Source organism: Vibrio sp. JC009, assembly GCF_029016485.1.
Taxonomy (GTDB): domain Bacteria; phylum Pseudomonadota; class Gammaproteobacteria; order Enterobacterales; family Vibrionaceae; genus Vibrio.
This window is the reverse complement of record NZ_CP092106.1, coordinates 1,316,583-1,331,885: the sequence shown is the minus strand read 5'-3', so window position 1 is coordinate 1,331,885 and position 15,303 is coordinate 1,316,583. Positions and strand designations below refer to the sequence as shown.

Genomic DNA, 15,303 nt, shown 5'->3' with positions numbered 1-15,303 from the left:
AATTGCAAGAATATCATGTTCATAGAAAGAAGAAGTTTATACAGGAACTACACTTAAGGGGAGCCTTATTTCTTACAAACGATTAAGCATAAGGAAATGCCATGGACTTCGACTTAAAAGATAAATATATCGGCAGATACCGCATCGACGAGCTATTGGGCGCAGGCTCCATGGCCCATGTCTATAAAGCCTACGACGGTGAGATTAACCGCACCGTGGCAATCAAGGTTTTGAAAAAAAACAACTGCCTGGATAAAGAGTATTACAACCGTTTTTTAAGTGAAGCCAAAGCTGCCGGTTTTCTCTCCCACCCCAATATTGTTACCATCTACGATGTGGGCACCTATGAGGATACACCCTATATCGTAATGGAGCTTATCGAAGGCAAAACCCTTGGCGATATGCTGGAAGAGAAACAGACCTTCGATATAAAACAGACACTGCGCATGATGATGCAGCTGGTTCATGCCCTGGATTATGCGCACAGCAAAGGCATAGTGCACCGGGATGTTAAACCGGACAATATTATCTTTATGCCCGACGGTGACACGGTAAAACTGACCGATTTCGGTATCGCTCACCGGGACGACAGCACCGCCAGCGAAAAAACCCAGGCAGGCACACTTTTAGGTACCCCGCGCTATATGTCTCCGGAACAGGCTCTTGGTGAAAAGCTGGATGGCCGCTCTGACCTGTTCTCTGTGGGCGTGCTTTTGTATGAAATGCTCACAGGTGAAAAGGCATTTAAATCCAAGTCCATGATCACTCTTATCACCCAGATCACTCAGCAGCAGCCTGAACTGCTGGGGAAACTGCCCGATGAAATACCGGCCGGTCTGCAACACCTGCTAAAACGCCTGCTGGAGAAAAAACCAGCCAAACGGCCAAAATCAGGCGCAGAAGTGGCTGAAGTGCTGCAGTGGGAACTGGATGCGCTGTATGAACAGGAAGAGCAAAAGAGCAGAAATAAATATATGCCCATGCATATCAAATGGACGCTGATTATGAGCTCGATTATCACCCTGGTTCTGGCATCCTGTATATTTATCGTACTTAAAATCCAGAGTCAGAAACTGACCGAATACGCCGTTGATTCGGGCGTCTCTCTGGCACAGTTTATCGCCTCTGAAAGTGCTATCCCGGTTCTGGGCGAAGACTGGGTTTCTCTGGAATCTCTGGTGAAAGATGCCAGTGAACGACAGACTTTTGAATACCTGATCATTCAGGATCACAGCGGTATTGTACGGGCAGCAATGCAGCCAGAGCTTATCGGCCAGCCGATGAAAGAGTTCCAGATAACCGGCACCCTGTTTAACAACGAAGAAGTTCTGGTCACCAGCCTGCTCACCCAGGGCGAGCAGCAGGTATTTAACTTCCAGACCCCTATTTATTTCCACGGTACCAATGTGGGCCGTATTCAGTTAGGCCTGCAACAAAACAGTCTGGAGCAGATTAAAAAGGTTTCCACCGGACTGCTGCTGTCCGTTGGCGGTGTCACCCTGATGTCTGTGGTGGTGGTGATCTTTATTTTCGGCAGCTTTATCGCCATCCAGCTGCGCATTCTTCACCGCGCTATGGTGGACTTTAAAGCAGGCAGTCTGGACAGACGTATATCCCAGACCCGTTCCGATGAAATCGGTGATGTATTCCAGCTGTTTAATGAAATAGCAGATAAAGTGCAAAATGATATGGTTCCGAGACAGCATATTGCAGAACCAGTCATCCAGGAGCTGCAAGAAACTTCAACTGACACGACAGCAGAAGATAGCTCCGAAGAAGTGGCTGAATCCGTTGAACCGGATGAAGCCATAACGTCTGAAGAGCCTGAGATACCGGCAATAAATACTGAACAGACTGAGCCTGATGACACTGAACTGGAAAAGGAGATTGAAGTTAAAGCAGAGCTGGCAGAAGAAGGCACTGTTATTGGTGAACTGACGACTGAAACCGGACAAGCAGAACCATCACCGGTTACCGGTGAGGAGATATCGGATGAAACCGATGGAACGACCATACAACCGAAAAGTTAACTTCTTCAGTTTTTCGGCTCTGCTCACTCTGGTGATGACGGGTTGCGCTTCCGGCCCTTCCGCTCCGGTCAGCGGAGTCGTGTCTGAAAACAAGGATTTTATTTTTGTTCGCAAGGCAGAAAATGAAAACTATCAGATGCTTGCTCAGCGTTACTATGGCTCTTCCGCTCTGGCAGAGAAGATAAGCCGGGTAAACCCGGCAGATAACAATACGGCAGGCAGCCTTATTGCTATCCCTAAGCGGGTGATCAATCCGTCCGGAGTCTATCCTGACGGCTACAGAACCATACCGATTCTCTGCTATCACAGGTTCACCGGCAGAGAAACCGGAAGTGACCGGCTGGATATGCCGGTGGCCTTCTTCCGGGCCCAGCTTCAGTACCTGGCAGATAATAATTACTACATCATCCCCCTCAAGGAGCTAAACCAGTATCTGATGGGAAACAAAGAGATTCCCGAAAAATCCGTGGTCATTACCATGGACGATGGCTACCGTTCTGTCTACAAGTATGCCTACCCACTGCTTAAAGCGTTTAATGCCGCTGCAACTCTGTTTCTGTACACCGATTTTATTGAAGCTCCGCATGCGGTCACCTGGAAGCAGGTTGCAGAGATGCAGCAAAGCGGCGTTATCGATATGCAGTCGCACTCAAAGAGTCATGCTTCGGTTGCGGTTCCGTTAGACCCTGAGATAGATCTGACTAAACAAACACTGGAGGAAGTTAAGTACCCAGCGGCACTGATCAAAAGAAAAACCGGTAACAAACCGGATATCTTTTCTTTCCCTTATGGGGACAGCAATGACGAAACAATCAATATTCTTTACCAACAGGGAGTAAAGATGGCAGTTACCGTTCAGCAAGGTGGCAATCCATCTTTTGCTAATCCTTACCTGTTAAAAAGAACCATGATTTACGCTGATGACAATATGGCGTCGTTTGTTGAGAAGCTAAAAGTCTTCCGCAGGGAGAAACTGCAGTGATGAGAACTAAGCTAGTGTCCATTCAGGAGCAGCATATGTATCCCATACACTTGGAGGGAAAACCTTCCAGTCCGGTATGCATTCCCACGCTGGAGCATGGGAATGCATACCGGAAAGGCAGCTTTTGGATAAAAACTAAGCTGATTTCAATTATTTTGCTTGGGTTGGTTGCACAGGGTTGTAACAGCACTCGTGTGGATACATCGCAGGAAACAGAATTTACCAACTTCCACAGAGCAGAAGCCAAACAGCTTATCGACTCTGGCCGCTATCATCAGGCCAGAACACATCTGGAAATTCTCAGTGCTTTTGATCAGAGCAACGCGGAAATAAAAAGCGAGATCAAACTTATCAATGTGCTGATTGAGACAAAAACTTCGCCTCTTATCAGCAAAGGACATAAAGAGCTGAAAAAGGGTCAGTACAGAAGGGCGCAAAAAACACTGTTAGCGGCACTGGCAATCGATCCGGAAAATCAGCAGGCTTTTCGTCTGCTGCGTCAGGCCAGCTATATTCCAAGAAAACACAAGCAGGGTGAAGAGCTGGTTTCCACTTATTCAACCAGTCCGCCGCTAACCTATGAAGGATTCCGGCGTGGTTCTGTTGTGGCTAAAAAACCGGTCGCACAGCCAAGCCAAACTACCTCTGTTACAGCGACGAAAGAAAAGCCACAGGCTAAACCCGCAACGGTAAAAGTAGCGAAAAAGCCCGTAGCTGAAACAAAAAACAAAACCATTCCGGTAGCGAAAGTTGTTACAAAACCAAAAGCAACACCGCAGCCAGACATGGCAAAAATAACAGATGGATACAAGGTTAAGCCTGCTGTAGAAGCGCCAAAAGTGGTAGCCAAACCCATTCCGGCCAAACCAGAAACAAGCGGCGACACCATTGCTATGCTTGCCGGAAAACCGGCAGAACAAACCATAGGTCCGGAACAGGCTATTATTGCCCCGGAAACTAAAGCACCGATAGCTCAGGACCCTGCACCGGTTTCAGAGCCTGAGCCGCAAGTGTCAGAGGAAAACTTTTTAGCACCTTTTGAAGCCTATTACCAAAAGCAGCAATGGTCTGAACTTATCAAGGCAGCCAACTACCTGCCAGAGGGACAGACAATGCCCGAGCAGCTAAAAGGCTGGCTATTTGAAGCTCACCTGCAAAAGGCACAAACCCTGAAGAGTCAGAATAAACTGGACTCAGCACTTGGCGAAGCCAGTCTGGCTCTGGATTATGCCAATAACGAAAACAAACAGAAAGCCGATACCTTTATGGCAGAGATCAGAGAGCAGCTTTCCCAACAGCTCTACGCACAGGGGCAAAAAGTGTTTCATTCTGATATAGAAAAAGCCATCTCCCTTTGGGAAACGGCTTTAATCTATAAAGAGAACTACCCGGAAGTGAAGCATCAACTGCAAAAGGCCTATCTGATCCGGAAAAATCTGGGCAATATAAAACTCAATCAGTGAACCCCTTTCTCATTCAGATGTTTTGAGTACTTCTGGTCAGTTCCCCTGATATGGTTTATCAGCCAGCCTTTAAGGAAATCAGAAAACTCCTCGCCCAGATCCTCGCCTCTGTCGAATCTGTCTTTAAAGCCCTGAACCTGAGCGACGATTTTCTTATGTTTCTCTTTATGAGGAATAAAATCAGGGTACCCGTTCTCCTCCATTAAGCTTTCTTCGTAGTCAAAGTGGCTTTTCGTGTAATCCACTACTCCCTGCATAACCCGTTCGATCGCCCCTCTGGCACTTTCAGTCGCCTGAGCCTTATGGTATTCATTTGCCAGCGTCATCAGACTCTGATGCTGACGGTCAATTTCAGCAATTCCCACGGAATAAGAGCTATCCCACTCAAACAGCTTAGCGGGATCTAACCACTCCGACTCAACCTGAGTCTCGCTTACAATAAACCGGTTAGAAAGTGCTTTTACTTCTGAAGATAACGCCTTAACCCGGCTGCTTGATTCCTTAGACTGATTGGCGTCACGGGAGGTATCAGCAGACACCTGCTTAATGCTGATAATATTGCGATTGATCTCCTCAGACACACTGCCCTGCTCTTCCGTTGCCGACGCTATCTGAGCACTCATGCTATTGATCACATCCACGGCCTGAACAATATCCTGCAGTGCCTGACTTGCGCCCCCGGCCTGCTCAGCACTTTGAGAGGCATAGGACACTCCCTTACGCATCACCTCAGAAGCTTCCTGAGAACCTTTTTGCAATTTTAAAATCATCTCCTGAATTTCAACCGTTGACTCCTGAGTTCTGGAAGCCAGAGTCCTTACTTCATCAGCCACCACGGCAAAGCCTCTGCCGTGATCTCCGGCCCTGGCCGCTTCTATCGCAGCATTCAGTGCCAAAAGGTTGGTCTGGTCAGCAATTTCACGGATCACATCTAAAATAGTCGTAATGCTGCTACTGTCATTTTCCAGGGTTTCAACCACCTCACCTGCACTTTCTACCTCCCGTGCAAGCTGCTCAATGGACTGCACCACTTCATTCACAACAGCCATTCCATTCTCAGCGGCACGCTGAGCCTGCTCCGCCGCATCCGCAGCCTGAACCGTACTGCCACTGACCTCCTGAACGCTTGCTGTCATCTGGTTAATGGACGTCGCTGCCATATCAATATCCGTTTCCTGGCGCAGAACACCTTCGCAGGTTCTCGCGTTGGCCTTGTACATATCTTCACAAAGATCATCCAAACTATCGCTGCTGGATTTTATGTTGAAAACCACCCGGCCAAAGTCATTGGCAATGCGGTTCAGCGCGATACTGGTTTTACCCAGCTCATCCTTAACATTCAGGGTGCTTCTCACCGTTAAATCACCTTCAGCCAGTTTTCCGGCCACATCACTTAAATGGTCAATTGAACTGCCAAGCGCCTTATACATAGCGGCAAATACGGTAAACAAGAGAACAAGAATAATGATAAAGACCCACAGAATAATCATCAGATAGCTCTTATCTTCGTCTATCCGCTCAACAAGCAAACGGTCCAGTTCCGGGATAACTTTGTCATAAAGGCTTAAGCATTCAGCGATTGCTTTGGTTCCGGCGTCAAAATAGTCTCCGGCGCTGACGGCAGGCAGCTTGTCCGTCAAAAGGTTTTCCTGTGTCAGTTGAATAAACTTGTGCGTTGCCTCAACCGCCTTTACTGACGGACTTTTAAGGCTGGTGTTGAGTGTCGGGTTTTCCTTCACCGCGGTCTGCATACCCACATCCAACCTTTGAAGCAGACTCACCAGGCGGTCACTCAGAACAGATAATCTGAGTGCCGGTATCGCAGACAAATCGTTTTTAGCGATGGCACCGGCTCCCATCCCCCTTACCTGCCCCATACTTTCTGCAAGGGATGGGAGAACCGAGACAATGGAATCCATCAGATAGTAACTGTCCAGCTCCGGATCAAGAATCAGATTAGATTCATTGGCGATATGCTGCATATGATTCAGTACATCGGTAATCAGCCGGGTATGCTCAGCAAAATTCTCTTTGGCAGAAAGACTGGTATCGTTTTTTATGGCTGACCATTTTTCATGCAGCTTTTTAGAACCGGACTCGCTATCCAGCTTTTTCCCTAAACCTTCATCGGCAGAAAACAGCTCGGTAAAATATTTATCCACCACCTGTTTACGGGCCAGAACCTTAGGGCGGAAGCTTTCATCGCCGTTCATAAGTCCCTGAGTAGTCCCCCGGTGACCAGCCATGTTTGCTGAAAGCTGGCGCAAGACCGGAAGGTACTCCACGCCCACTCTCTCTTTTTCAAAAAAGGTAATTTCAGCATCGAGTTTCGACCAGAGGATCAGATTGGTAATGATCAGCGGCACGATAAAAACAGTGCCTATCGCAAAAAACTTAACCCTGAATGAAAACTGGTTCATCAGCAGAATTAAAGGTGAAAGAACGCCACTCATCTCTTTATCCCCTTAATTGGCTTTCTGTAAATAATCAGAAAGGATCGAGAATCAATTCTTTACCCAGCCCTTAGAACCGTTAATTATAAATTTGTTAGTATACAAATAAACTTAGTTGACTCAGGCCGGGTTTGCAAAGATGCGGAGAGCGTTGCCACAATCACAGATAATGAAATTGCAGCAACGGTAAAGCAGATAGATTAGAGGCGGTCATGCACTGTGATTTGATTGCGTCCCTGATACTTGGAATGATACATCGCCTGATCGGCACGGTTAATAACGGCTTCTATCCCGGTATCGTTTTTCTGAATATCACTTATCCCGACACTAATTGAAAACGGGATGGGTATATCCTTATAAATACAAACATTGTCCTGAACCAGATTCTTAATTCTGGCAGCAAAACTGGATGCTTCTTCAACGCTGATATTCGGCAAAACCAAGCCAAACTCATCACCACCAAGGCGTCCGAAGGTATCTACAGCCCTGTGCTCATGCTGGCACAACTGAGTAAAATGACAAATGGCGGCATCACCTGCAAGGTGGCCATACCTGTCATTCACGGTTTTAAAGTTATCTATATCAATGAGAAGGAAACAAGCTGACGTTTCGTAGCGGAAGAATTCATTATAGGATTGGGTAAGCTGCTCAATGACTTTAATGCGGTTGTATATTCCCGTCAGGTAATCACGCTGAGACAAATCCAGCAGCTGTTTTTCATTATCACGCGTTTCAGTTAAATCCCGGCAGATACAAACTGCAATTCGCGCACCTTTGTGAATAGTGGTTAAGGGATTAATCTTCAACTCAAAAGTACGCGGCCTGTTCCCCGGAAGTTCGATCTTTAAATCAGGGGACGGCTCCAGCCGGTATTCAATGGTTTTTATTGCCGCTTCAGGATCCGAAAATGCCTCTTGCAGCGCATCAATAAACTGAGAAGACACCGTTTCGGGAAACAGTTCTCTCACCGAATGACCCACAATATTCTCAGGGTTATGTCCCGACACCCCTGCAATTTCAAGATATTCCCCATTTTCAGTAACAACAAGCACCAGTTCAGGAATACCGCGAATCACATCCCTGAGTAATCTTAACTCCTGTTTTTCCATTCTTATGCCTTTTATATTTTATAATTTTTTACCCAGCCATAACTCATTATACAACCTCATGCATAAATGTAATGTTAAATTTAGAATAATAATTCTAAATTATAGGATAGATTATGTATTACAAATGTAAAGAAACCTGCGTAAAGCAGGTTCCTTGTTAACATAAGCTTATGATATTACTTGTCTTCCAGCGCCGACAGCTTGGTTTTTAGCTCCTTCGCCTGCGCTAAATAGGCTTTCGCCGCACTGTGTTCAGGGTCAATTTCGAGAACCCGGTTCCACAATGTGATGGCTTTATCCAGCTCCTGTTTTCTATACGCAATTGAAGCTTCACTGTGGTAGCGGTCTGCATACTCACGCTGAATCGGTTTTAGTGCACCAATGGCCTTGTTATTATTCGCATCAAGCTGAGTTGCTTTTAGTAATGAAGGAATCGCACTTTCACGCTGACCATATTTGATTAAGGTTTTTGCCGACTCATAGTAATAAGCAGAGGCCTGTTTAGGGTCGCTGGACTCCAGTTGCATCGCCGCTTGCTTATAAATAGAAATACTGCGTTTTTCCTGAGTAGATGAGAGTCCGCCTGACTGCTTTATGGCTTCCAGGCTGCTCACTGCTGTCAGGTAGTCGCCCTGATCAAGCGCCGCCTGCATTTTCTCTTCCGGTGTCATAACCACCTCAGGCTCAGCTTCGGCAACGGACTCTGCCGCTTCCTCTGCCACCTCTTTCGCCATGTCTGCCATTTCGGTTACCGGCTCTTCTTCTGCACCATTAACGGCCATATCCAATAACGCCTCTTCGGAAACAGCGGGTTCCGGAGCAACCTGAGTGCCGTTTTGCTTAGCGGCAATCAACTCTGCTTTATATTTAAGTGCATGCTGAGTACTCGGCACCTTCACAACCTGTCCGGCATCAATTCGCGCAGGAACGTCGATTCCATTGTATTTTGCCAGTGCATAGAAGGAGAACACATCGCCCAGATAGTCTCTTGCCAGAGTAGACAGAGTTTCACCTTTATCCAGCGTCACCTTAAAGTTGGCAGCAGGAAAATAGGAAGATGCCGGTTTGTCTATCTGTTCAAGCAGGCGGTTTGCCCTTGGTGATTTCTTGTTAGTCGCGATATATTCCTTAAGCTCTATCCGCGCCATATCCGGTTGTCCCTGCTCCAGATAACTCAGTACCAGGCGCAGTCTTTCTGAAGGGCTAAGGCCCGGCTGAGCCATCGGCTCGGGTTCAACCATCACCTCTTCTTCTACCGGTAGATTGGTCTCTTCAACAACAGCCGCCTCCTCTTTCTCAGTAGAGATACAGCCAGCAAGGGTTACGCAAACCCCAAAACTCAGCATCATGGTTTTTATTAAGGTATGCATGCGCGCGGCTCCTGTATTATCAAAGAGTTCAGGACTCAGAAAAGTTTCGGACGTTTAATCAAATATATAGTCCAACTCCCCTGCTCTTGCCATTCAGGATGCCACCGAATTAGAGGCTGTCTGTTTCATTATTGATAATTCGCAAAAAACGGGAAGAGCTGGCAATTTTCTTTGACGCTAATTCCATTTTCCCGGCTTCAATTGCATAAGCTTATAAAGGAAAGAAGGGAGGTAAAGATATGGGTAAACCCGCAGCCAGAATCGGAGATCAGGTGCTTCAGGATGCACCTCACTGCCATGCGCCAATTCATCCGCCAGCACCGGTTCCCGTGCCAATCCCGCATCCGCCAATGCCTCTGACCATCATAAAAGGTCAGCCTAACGTTCTGATCGGAAACCAGCCCGCAGCAAGATCGCTGGACACCACAACCCCCTGCACCATAGCCGGTTGTGTACCGGGAGGCCCCGGCATGCTGGGAATGGGCTCAGCCACAGTTTTTATCGGCGGAATGCCCGCAGCGCGAGTAGGCGACCAAACCCTACACCCAAGCTGCGTAGCCCCCATTCCAAGCCCTACAGGGAAAATCCTGCCTCCTGGGTGTCCTACAGTATTGATTGGGTAGCAAAATCAACCTGCAATCCTGACTCTTACACTCAAATATTAATGTGACCAGAGAACGGTTCTCCCCCTTGTGTGAAAAGCTTAAGTGGTTGATAAAGCTAATAGAAGGGGGAGTTAGAGGGGGTTGGTTATGCTATGCATGGTTAAACCACCAGAACTTAAGCTCATGAGAAACAACCCCTCCCAGCCTCCCCTTCGATGTTACTTCTCCGAAAATCCGGCCTTTCGAGACTAAGGGGAGGAGCATTCTTTGGCTCCTTAAACTTGTGTATAAGAGTCAGCCTATAACCTATAAAAAACTAAACCACCTGCACCCCGTTAAACTCCAGACTTCCCAGCATCCGGTCAAAAACCGCCTCCGACTTGTCACAACTTGCTGCTAAAACCGTGGTGGTCAAAATATACTTACGCAGTACATCCCCGCCAACCAGCAGAGTAATCACCCTCTGCCGGAGCCGGGCTGGCTCCTGTCCCCACTCGTAAACACAGATAATCCCGTCATTTCCCCCGCGCTTGCCTGAGTTCTGACTGACCATTACAAAATCATCCAGACTTAAACTCAGAGCCTTCAGCTCATCCAGCACAGATTTCTCCAGTTCATACCCCTCAGGTACAAGCTCAAAGCGAATGGTCAGATTGGGAGAAAACCCGCCCTCTTCCGGCAGAACAAAGGTATAGCTGGAGGCATCCCAGCACTTTTCCGGTAAATCGATAACAAATCCTGAACCCTGAAACTGACTCATATCCTGCTTCCTGACTGACGCTGATATAAAAAGCTTAGTTGCAGAATCTGATAAATACGCTTTTCTAACTAATGAAAATGCGAAACCACTTGAAACAACTAGACTTAACGTAAAAGCGACACACAGCCGCTCAGGGAGGCATCGTCATATGGCAGAGTCATTAACTCAGATAAACAGAGCCGTTACCGTAACCACACCGCTTGGTGATGATACTCTGGTGTTTTGGAAGATGATTGCTGAAGAAGGCATAAGTCAGCTGTTTACCTACCGGCTGGAGTTATTAAGCGAAGATGACTCGCTGGATTTTAACTCCCTTCTGGGTGAAAAAATTTCCGTGACCTACCAGAACCCGGACGGTAAAACACGCTTTTTCCACGGCCATGTTTCCGATATCACTTATGCGGGCACCATCAGCCGCTTCCCCGGCTACCAGATTATCCTTAAACCCTGGCTCTGGTTCCTTTCACGATCCTCCAACTGCCGGATTTTCCAGCAAAAGTCTGTCCCGGATATTATAATGGAAGTCTTCCGCAACAGCGGCTTTTCTGATTTTGAAAATGAACTCTCAGGCGACTATCCGACAGTGGAATACTGCGTCCAGTACAATGAGACCGATCTGAATTTCGTCAGCCGCCTTATGGAATCTGTCGGTATTTATTACTTCTTCCGCCATGAAGAAGACAAAGACCGTCATGTGATGGTTTTTTGTGATGATATTCAGTCAAACACAGGAAATGTTTCACTGAACTATCTGCCAAAAGCCAACATTTCCCAAAGAGAAAAAGAGTGTATCTATACCTGGATACCCAAAGCCAAGGTTCAGCCCGGAACCTACTCTTCGCAGGACGCTCACTTTCATTCGCCGCCAATGAAGATCACCGGCCGAAAATCCGACCCTCAGTTGCACTCCCTTGCCGACAAAGAGATCTACGAGCTGCCGGACAGCAACTATCTGCACGATGATCTGCAGCTAAACGCCGATATCCGTTTTGAAGAGCTGAAGGCCAAAACCATCAGTGCCAGTGCCGAAGGTAACAGCATTGAAATCAGCACCGGCAGCGTATTTTATCTGGAAGATTTTCCAAGAGACGATCAGAACGATGAGTTTCTTATCACTTCTGCCCGCTATGAACTCAGCACCAATGAATACACATCAACCGAAACGGGCAAGAGCGCTGAAGCCGATTTTCACTGCAGCTTTAGCACCATTCCGGCAGACGTAAGATACCGGCCGGAAAGAGTTACACCAAAGCCCTTTGTCTATGGCCCGCAGACGGCATTAGTTGTCACCTCAGACAGCTCCGGCGAAGAGATTGATACCGATGAGCACGGCCGGATAAAAGTCCGCTTTTTCTGGGTTAAAAAGGACAACGGCGGACAATCTTCATGCTGGGTCCGGGTCAGTCAGTCTGTGGCAGGCGGCAACTGGGGCAGCATCTGTCTTCCGCGCGTCGGCCAGGAAGTGATTGTGGAATTTATCGGAGGCGACCCCGACAGGCCGCTTGTCACCGGAGCTGTCTATAACTCTGAAATGAAGCCGCCTTACACGCTGCCCGGAAACAAAACCCAAACCGGAATAAAAACCCGCAGCAGCAAAAGCGGCAGCGGCGATAATTTCAATGAACTGAGGTTTGAAGACAAAAAAGATGCCGAAGAGGTCTATTTGCACGCGGAACGAGACTTTACCCGTATTGTTGAAAACAACGATGTACTGACCGTAGGTTTTGAAAAATCCGAGCCCGGTGACCAGGAGATTGATATATACCGCAACCGCACCACCATGCTGGAAACCGGCGATGATACGCTTGCCCTCAGACAAGGTGACCAGAGCATCGATATTGCCGGTAAGCAGAAGATAAAAGTCATGGGCAAAGTGACCTACGAATCCCCCACCTCCATTGAGCTAAAAGTGGGGGCAAGCAAAGTGAAGATAGAGCCTGCAAAAGTATCCATCGAGTCACCGCAAATAGAGATAAAAGCCTCCGCCACACTAAAAGCTGAGGCGGTATCCACGGAAATCAAAGGCTCTGCATTGCTGAAACTGGACGGTGGCGTCATCAAAATTAATTAACCCGGAGCGACAAAAACCGCATGGAAGAGATCAAACTGGATAAAGTAGTTGCGCAGAAAGCATCGGAAATCATATCGCTTTATGAGCCGGAGGAAGAGGTTCTCCTGCATCTGAACGATGGCCTCTCCCCTGCTGAGTTCATCACTGCCTTAACCGGAGAGCAGCTTTATAGCGAGGCGCTTCATTATATGGTTTATGCGCTGCCTAAGCGGGAAAGCGTCTGGCTGGCTTGTGTCATTTACCGGCAAAACAGCGCAGACAATTCACTGGATAAAAGCGTCGAATCGGCAGAAAAATGGGTTTATACCCCGGATGAAAGCAACCGTTCGCTGGCAATGAAAGAAGCCGAAGCGGCGGGATACGGCACACCGGCCGGGCTGATAGCGGCGGGAGCTGCCTGGAGCGGAGGCAGTCTCACCGGCCCGGAAAATCCGCCTGTGCCACCGGCAGAAGATCTCACGGCAAAGGCGGTCTGGGCAGCCATTACCATTCTTGCTTATCAGTCAGATCCTGAGACAGTTTTGCAAAGATTTCACCACTTTTTGCAGCAGTCTGTTGATATTGCTAACGGCGGTGATGGGCGCTTGTCTCAGCCTTGATATAGGACAGGAGTTGTTAAACTATCATCAAAATCCACTTTACGTTTCACAGGAGTCTTACTACTACTTAATTAATGAATTTTACAAGCTGTTCACAAACAACAAATTAGCCCAGCCGTATCGGGGATATGGATATTCGTGACCTCACTTAACCTGAGGTAAGGGAGCCAATATGGCAGCAATTGATCGTGAGTCTTTGTGCAACGCTATTTCCGCAGATCAGCCTTGTGGTGAAGATCTGGAGTACGATAATGAATTTATCGAAATAGAGAACCTTTCTCAGGGCAAAGCTGAGCAGCAAATTGGCGATACTGTTGTTGAAGCAGAAGAAGCCGACTGGCAGTTAATCAAGAAAAAATCCATAGCGCTTCTTTCCAGAACCAAAGATATCCGGGTATTTATTTTCCTTATCCGTGCCGTACTCAATTCAGATGATCTGACCAAATTTAATGATGTGTTAGCGGCACTAAAAGAGTCCATTACTTCATTCTGGCCTGACATTTATCCCCTGCTCGATGAAGACGATGGCGATCCCACCATGCGCATCAACGCCCTTGTTACTCTGTGCGATGAGCAGGCGGTACTTCTCCCGCTGCGTAAGGCTCCTCTGGTTAAATCCCGGATGCTGGGCAGTTTCAGCCTTCGTGATATCAACTATGCCACGGGTGTTTCCTCTCCGCCATCAGGCTATGACCTTGTTGCAGAAAGCACCATAAATGGTGCCTTTCAGGATGCCGATACAGACGAGCTGCAGGCCACACATGATGCCATAACCGAAAGCATAGAAAGTATCAGCGAAATAGAAGGCTTTGTTACCGACCAGGTCGGCGTTGGCAACGCAGCCAGTTTCTCCGCACTGTCTGGTGAACTAAAAGAGATACAAAAAACCCTGGGGAACTATTTGCAGCTCAGAGGCGTGGCACCACAAACCGAAAGTGCAGATGACAATGTCCCTGCTAATGACACAACTGCCGCCGCTTCCGGCTCAGCAACTGCACCGGTATCCCAACAGGTTCAGAATCTCAGTGGCGATATAAGTAGCCGCGAAGATGTCATCAATGCGCTGGAAAAAATCGAACGCTATTACAACCAATACGAACCAACCAGCCCTATCCCACTTTTGATTGGCCGTGCAAAAAAAATGGTCAATATGAATTTTATGGAAATCATGAAAAATATTGCTCCCGACGGTCTGCCTCAGGTTGAGGTAATACGTGGCCCTGAGCAAGAAGAACAAAGTGTTTCACAGCCGGACGAAGCCAACGCTTCTAGCAGTACTGATGACGATTGGTAAGTCATTTACCAATCTTTAGGATTCAATGCCAACAGGAGGTGAACTGTGGCCCAGAGTAGTCAAAAATTTATCGCGAAAAACCGCGCTCCACGGGTACAAATTGAGTACGACGTTGAAGTATACGGCGCAGAGAAAAAGGTGCAGCTTCCATTTGTAATGGGAGTAATGGCCGACCTTTCCGGTAAGCCGGAAGAGGCATTACCTCCTGTTGCCGACCGGAAAATGCTGGAAATTGACGTGGACAACTTTGATGAACGCTTAAAATCAATGAAACCACGTGTTGCTTTTCAGGTTCCAAACACCCTGTCTGGAGAAGGCAACCTGAGCATAGACTTAACCTTTGACAGCATGGACGACTTTTCGCCCGCTGCGGTAGCACAAAAAGTCGGTGCTTTAAATGAATTGCTAAAAGCTCGCACTCAGTTATCCAATCTTATGACCTATATGGACGGTAAGACCGGTGCTGAAGAACTAATAGCAAAAGCGTTAAACGACCCGGCACTCCTTCAGTCCCTTGCCTCTGCTCCTAAACCAGCAGAAGAAACAAGTTCAGAGGAGGAGTAATCT

Annotated in this window: 12 protein-coding genes; 8 read left to right on the top strand and 4 right to left on the bottom strand. The window is 47.6% G+C overall.

The annotated features are described in order from the left end of the window. The first annotated feature begins 101 nt into the window (after positions 1-101). From L3Q72_RS06095 to L3Q72_RS06085, 3 genes are read left to right on the top strand one after another with little or no spacing between them, the layout of a single operon-like run. Positions 102-2,030 carry a serine/threonine-protein kinase gene (locus tag L3Q72_RS06095; protein ID WP_275131766.1) on the top strand — a complete coding sequence of 643 codons (1,929 nt, stop codon included), beginning with the start codon at positions 102-104 and terminating at the stop codon, positions 2,028-2,030. After that, positions 1,993-3,012, top strand: a complete 1,020-nt coding sequence (locus tag L3Q72_RS06090; RefSeq protein WP_275131765.1) for a polysaccharide deacetylase family protein — start codon at positions 1,993-1,995, stop codon at positions 3,010-3,012. The genes L3Q72_RS06095 and L3Q72_RS06090 overlap by 38 nt, the downstream gene beginning before the upstream one ends. Further along, on the top strand, positions 3,012-4,475 hold the full coding sequence (locus L3Q72_RS06085; RefSeq protein ID WP_275131764.1) for a hypothetical protein: 1,464 nt from the start codon (positions 3,012-3,014) through the stop codon (positions 4,473-4,475). The genes L3Q72_RS06090 and L3Q72_RS06085 overlap by 1 nt, the downstream gene beginning before the upstream one ends. Here L3Q72_RS06085 and L3Q72_RS06080 read toward each other — a convergent pair. The 3 genes from L3Q72_RS06080 to L3Q72_RS06070 all read right to left on the bottom strand — a co-directional run bounded on the left by L3Q72_RS06080 (position 4,469) and on the right by L3Q72_RS06070 (position 9,407). Next, positions 4,469-6,928 (bottom strand): bacteriohemerythrin, encoded by a 2,460-nt coding sequence (locus L3Q72_RS06080; RefSeq protein WP_275131763.1) that lies wholly within the window; start codon positions 6,926-6,928, stop codon positions 4,469-4,471. The genes L3Q72_RS06085 and L3Q72_RS06080 overlap by 7 nt on opposite strands. Positions 6,929-7,128: 200 nt before the next feature. Then, positions 7,129-8,037 (bottom strand): sensor domain-containing diguanylate cyclase, encoded by a 909-nt coding sequence (locus tag L3Q72_RS06075; RefSeq protein ID WP_275131762.1) that lies wholly within the window; start codon positions 8,035-8,037, stop codon positions 7,129-7,131. 176 nt (positions 8,038-8,213) lie between these two features. Continuing rightward, on the bottom strand, positions 8,214-9,407 hold the full coding sequence (locus L3Q72_RS06070; RefSeq protein ID WP_275131761.1) for a LysM peptidoglycan-binding domain-containing protein: 1,194 nt from the start codon (positions 9,405-9,407) through the stop codon (positions 8,214-8,216). 239 nt (positions 9,408-9,646) lie between these two features. Here L3Q72_RS06070 and L3Q72_RS06065 point away from each other — a divergent pair, with 239 nt between their 5' ends. After that, positions 9,647-10,030 (top strand): PAAR domain-containing protein, encoded by a 384-nt coding sequence (locus L3Q72_RS06065; RefSeq protein ID WP_275131760.1) that lies wholly within the window; start codon positions 9,647-9,649, stop codon positions 10,028-10,030. A gap of 298 nt (positions 10,031-10,328) precedes the next feature. On the opposite strand, the gene L3Q72_RS06060 is transcribed toward L3Q72_RS06065, so the two are convergent. Continuing rightward, positions 10,329-10,772: a DcrB-related protein gene (locus tag L3Q72_RS06060; RefSeq protein ID WP_275131759.1), complete on the bottom strand. Its 444-nt coding sequence runs from the start codon at positions 10,770-10,772 to the stop codon at positions 10,329-10,331. Between the two features lie 148 nt (positions 10,773-10,920). On the opposite strand from L3Q72_RS06060, the gene tssI reads away from it, so the two are divergent. The 4 genes from tssI to tssB all read left to right on the top strand — a co-directional run bounded on the left by tssI (position 10,921) and on the right by tssB (position 15,300). Next, on the top strand, positions 10,921-12,843 hold the full coding sequence (tssI, locus tag L3Q72_RS06055) for a type VI secretion system tip protein TssI/VgrG (protein WP_275131758.1): 1,923 nt from the start codon (positions 10,921-10,923) through the stop codon (positions 12,841-12,843). 20 nt (positions 12,844-12,863) lie between these two features. Further along, entirely contained in the window at positions 12,864-13,442 is a 579-nt protein-coding gene (locus L3Q72_RS06050) for a hypothetical protein (RefSeq protein ID WP_275131757.1), read from the top strand. A 172-nt stretch (positions 13,443-13,614) separates the two neighbouring features. Further along, entirely contained in the window at positions 13,615-14,736 is a 1,122-nt protein-coding gene (gene tssA / locus L3Q72_RS06045) for a type VI secretion system protein TssA (protein ID WP_275131756.1), read from the top strand. 45 nt (positions 14,737-14,781) lie between these two features. Continuing rightward, positions 14,782-15,300: a type VI secretion system contractile sheath small subunit gene (gene tssB / locus L3Q72_RS06040; protein ID WP_275131755.1), complete on the top strand. Its 519-nt coding sequence runs from the start codon at positions 14,782-14,784 to the stop codon at positions 15,298-15,300. The last annotated feature ends 3 nt before the right edge of the window (positions 15,301-15,303 follow it).

What these genes read in the sequence shown, in the direction of transcription:
- L3Q72_RS06095 (WP_275131766.1), top strand. Translation starts at nt 102, where the DNA reads ATGGACTTCGACTTAAAAGATAAATATATCGGCAGATACCGCATCGAC.
- L3Q72_RS06090 (WP_275131765.1), top strand. Translation starts at nt 1,993, where the DNA reads ATGAAACCGATGGAACGACCATACAACCGAAAAGTTAACTTCTTCAGT.
- L3Q72_RS06085 (WP_275131764.1), top strand. Translation starts at nt 3,012, where the DNA reads ATGAGAACTAAGCTAGTGTCCATTCAGGAGCAGCATATGTATCCCATA.
- L3Q72_RS06080 (WP_275131763.1), bottom strand. Translation starts at nt 6,928, where the DNA reads ATGAGTGGCGTTCTTTCACCTTTAATTCTGCTGATGAACCAGTTTTCA.
- L3Q72_RS06075 (WP_275131762.1), bottom strand. Translation starts at nt 8,037, where the DNA reads ATGGAAAAACAGGAGTTAAGATTACTCAGGGATGTGATTCGCGGTATT.
- L3Q72_RS06070 (WP_275131761.1), bottom strand. Translation starts at nt 9,407, where the DNA reads ATGCATACCTTAATAAAAACCATGATGCTGAGTTTTGGGGTTTGCGTA.
- L3Q72_RS06065 (WP_275131760.1), top strand. Translation starts at nt 9,647, where the DNA reads ATGGGTAAACCCGCAGCCAGAATCGGAGATCAGGTGCTTCAGGATGCA.
- L3Q72_RS06060 (WP_275131759.1), bottom strand. Translation starts at nt 10,772, where the DNA reads ATGAGTCAGTTTCAGGGTTCAGGATTTGTTATCGATTTACCGGAAAAG.
- tssI (WP_275131758.1), top strand. Translation starts at nt 10,921, where the DNA reads ATGGCAGAGTCATTAACTCAGATAAACAGAGCCGTTACCGTAACCACA.
- L3Q72_RS06050 (WP_275131757.1), top strand. Translation starts at nt 12,864, where the DNA reads ATGGAAGAGATCAAACTGGATAAAGTAGTTGCGCAGAAAGCATCGGAA.
- tssA (WP_275131756.1), top strand. Translation starts at nt 13,615, where the DNA reads ATGGCAGCAATTGATCGTGAGTCTTTGTGCAACGCTATTTCCGCAGAT.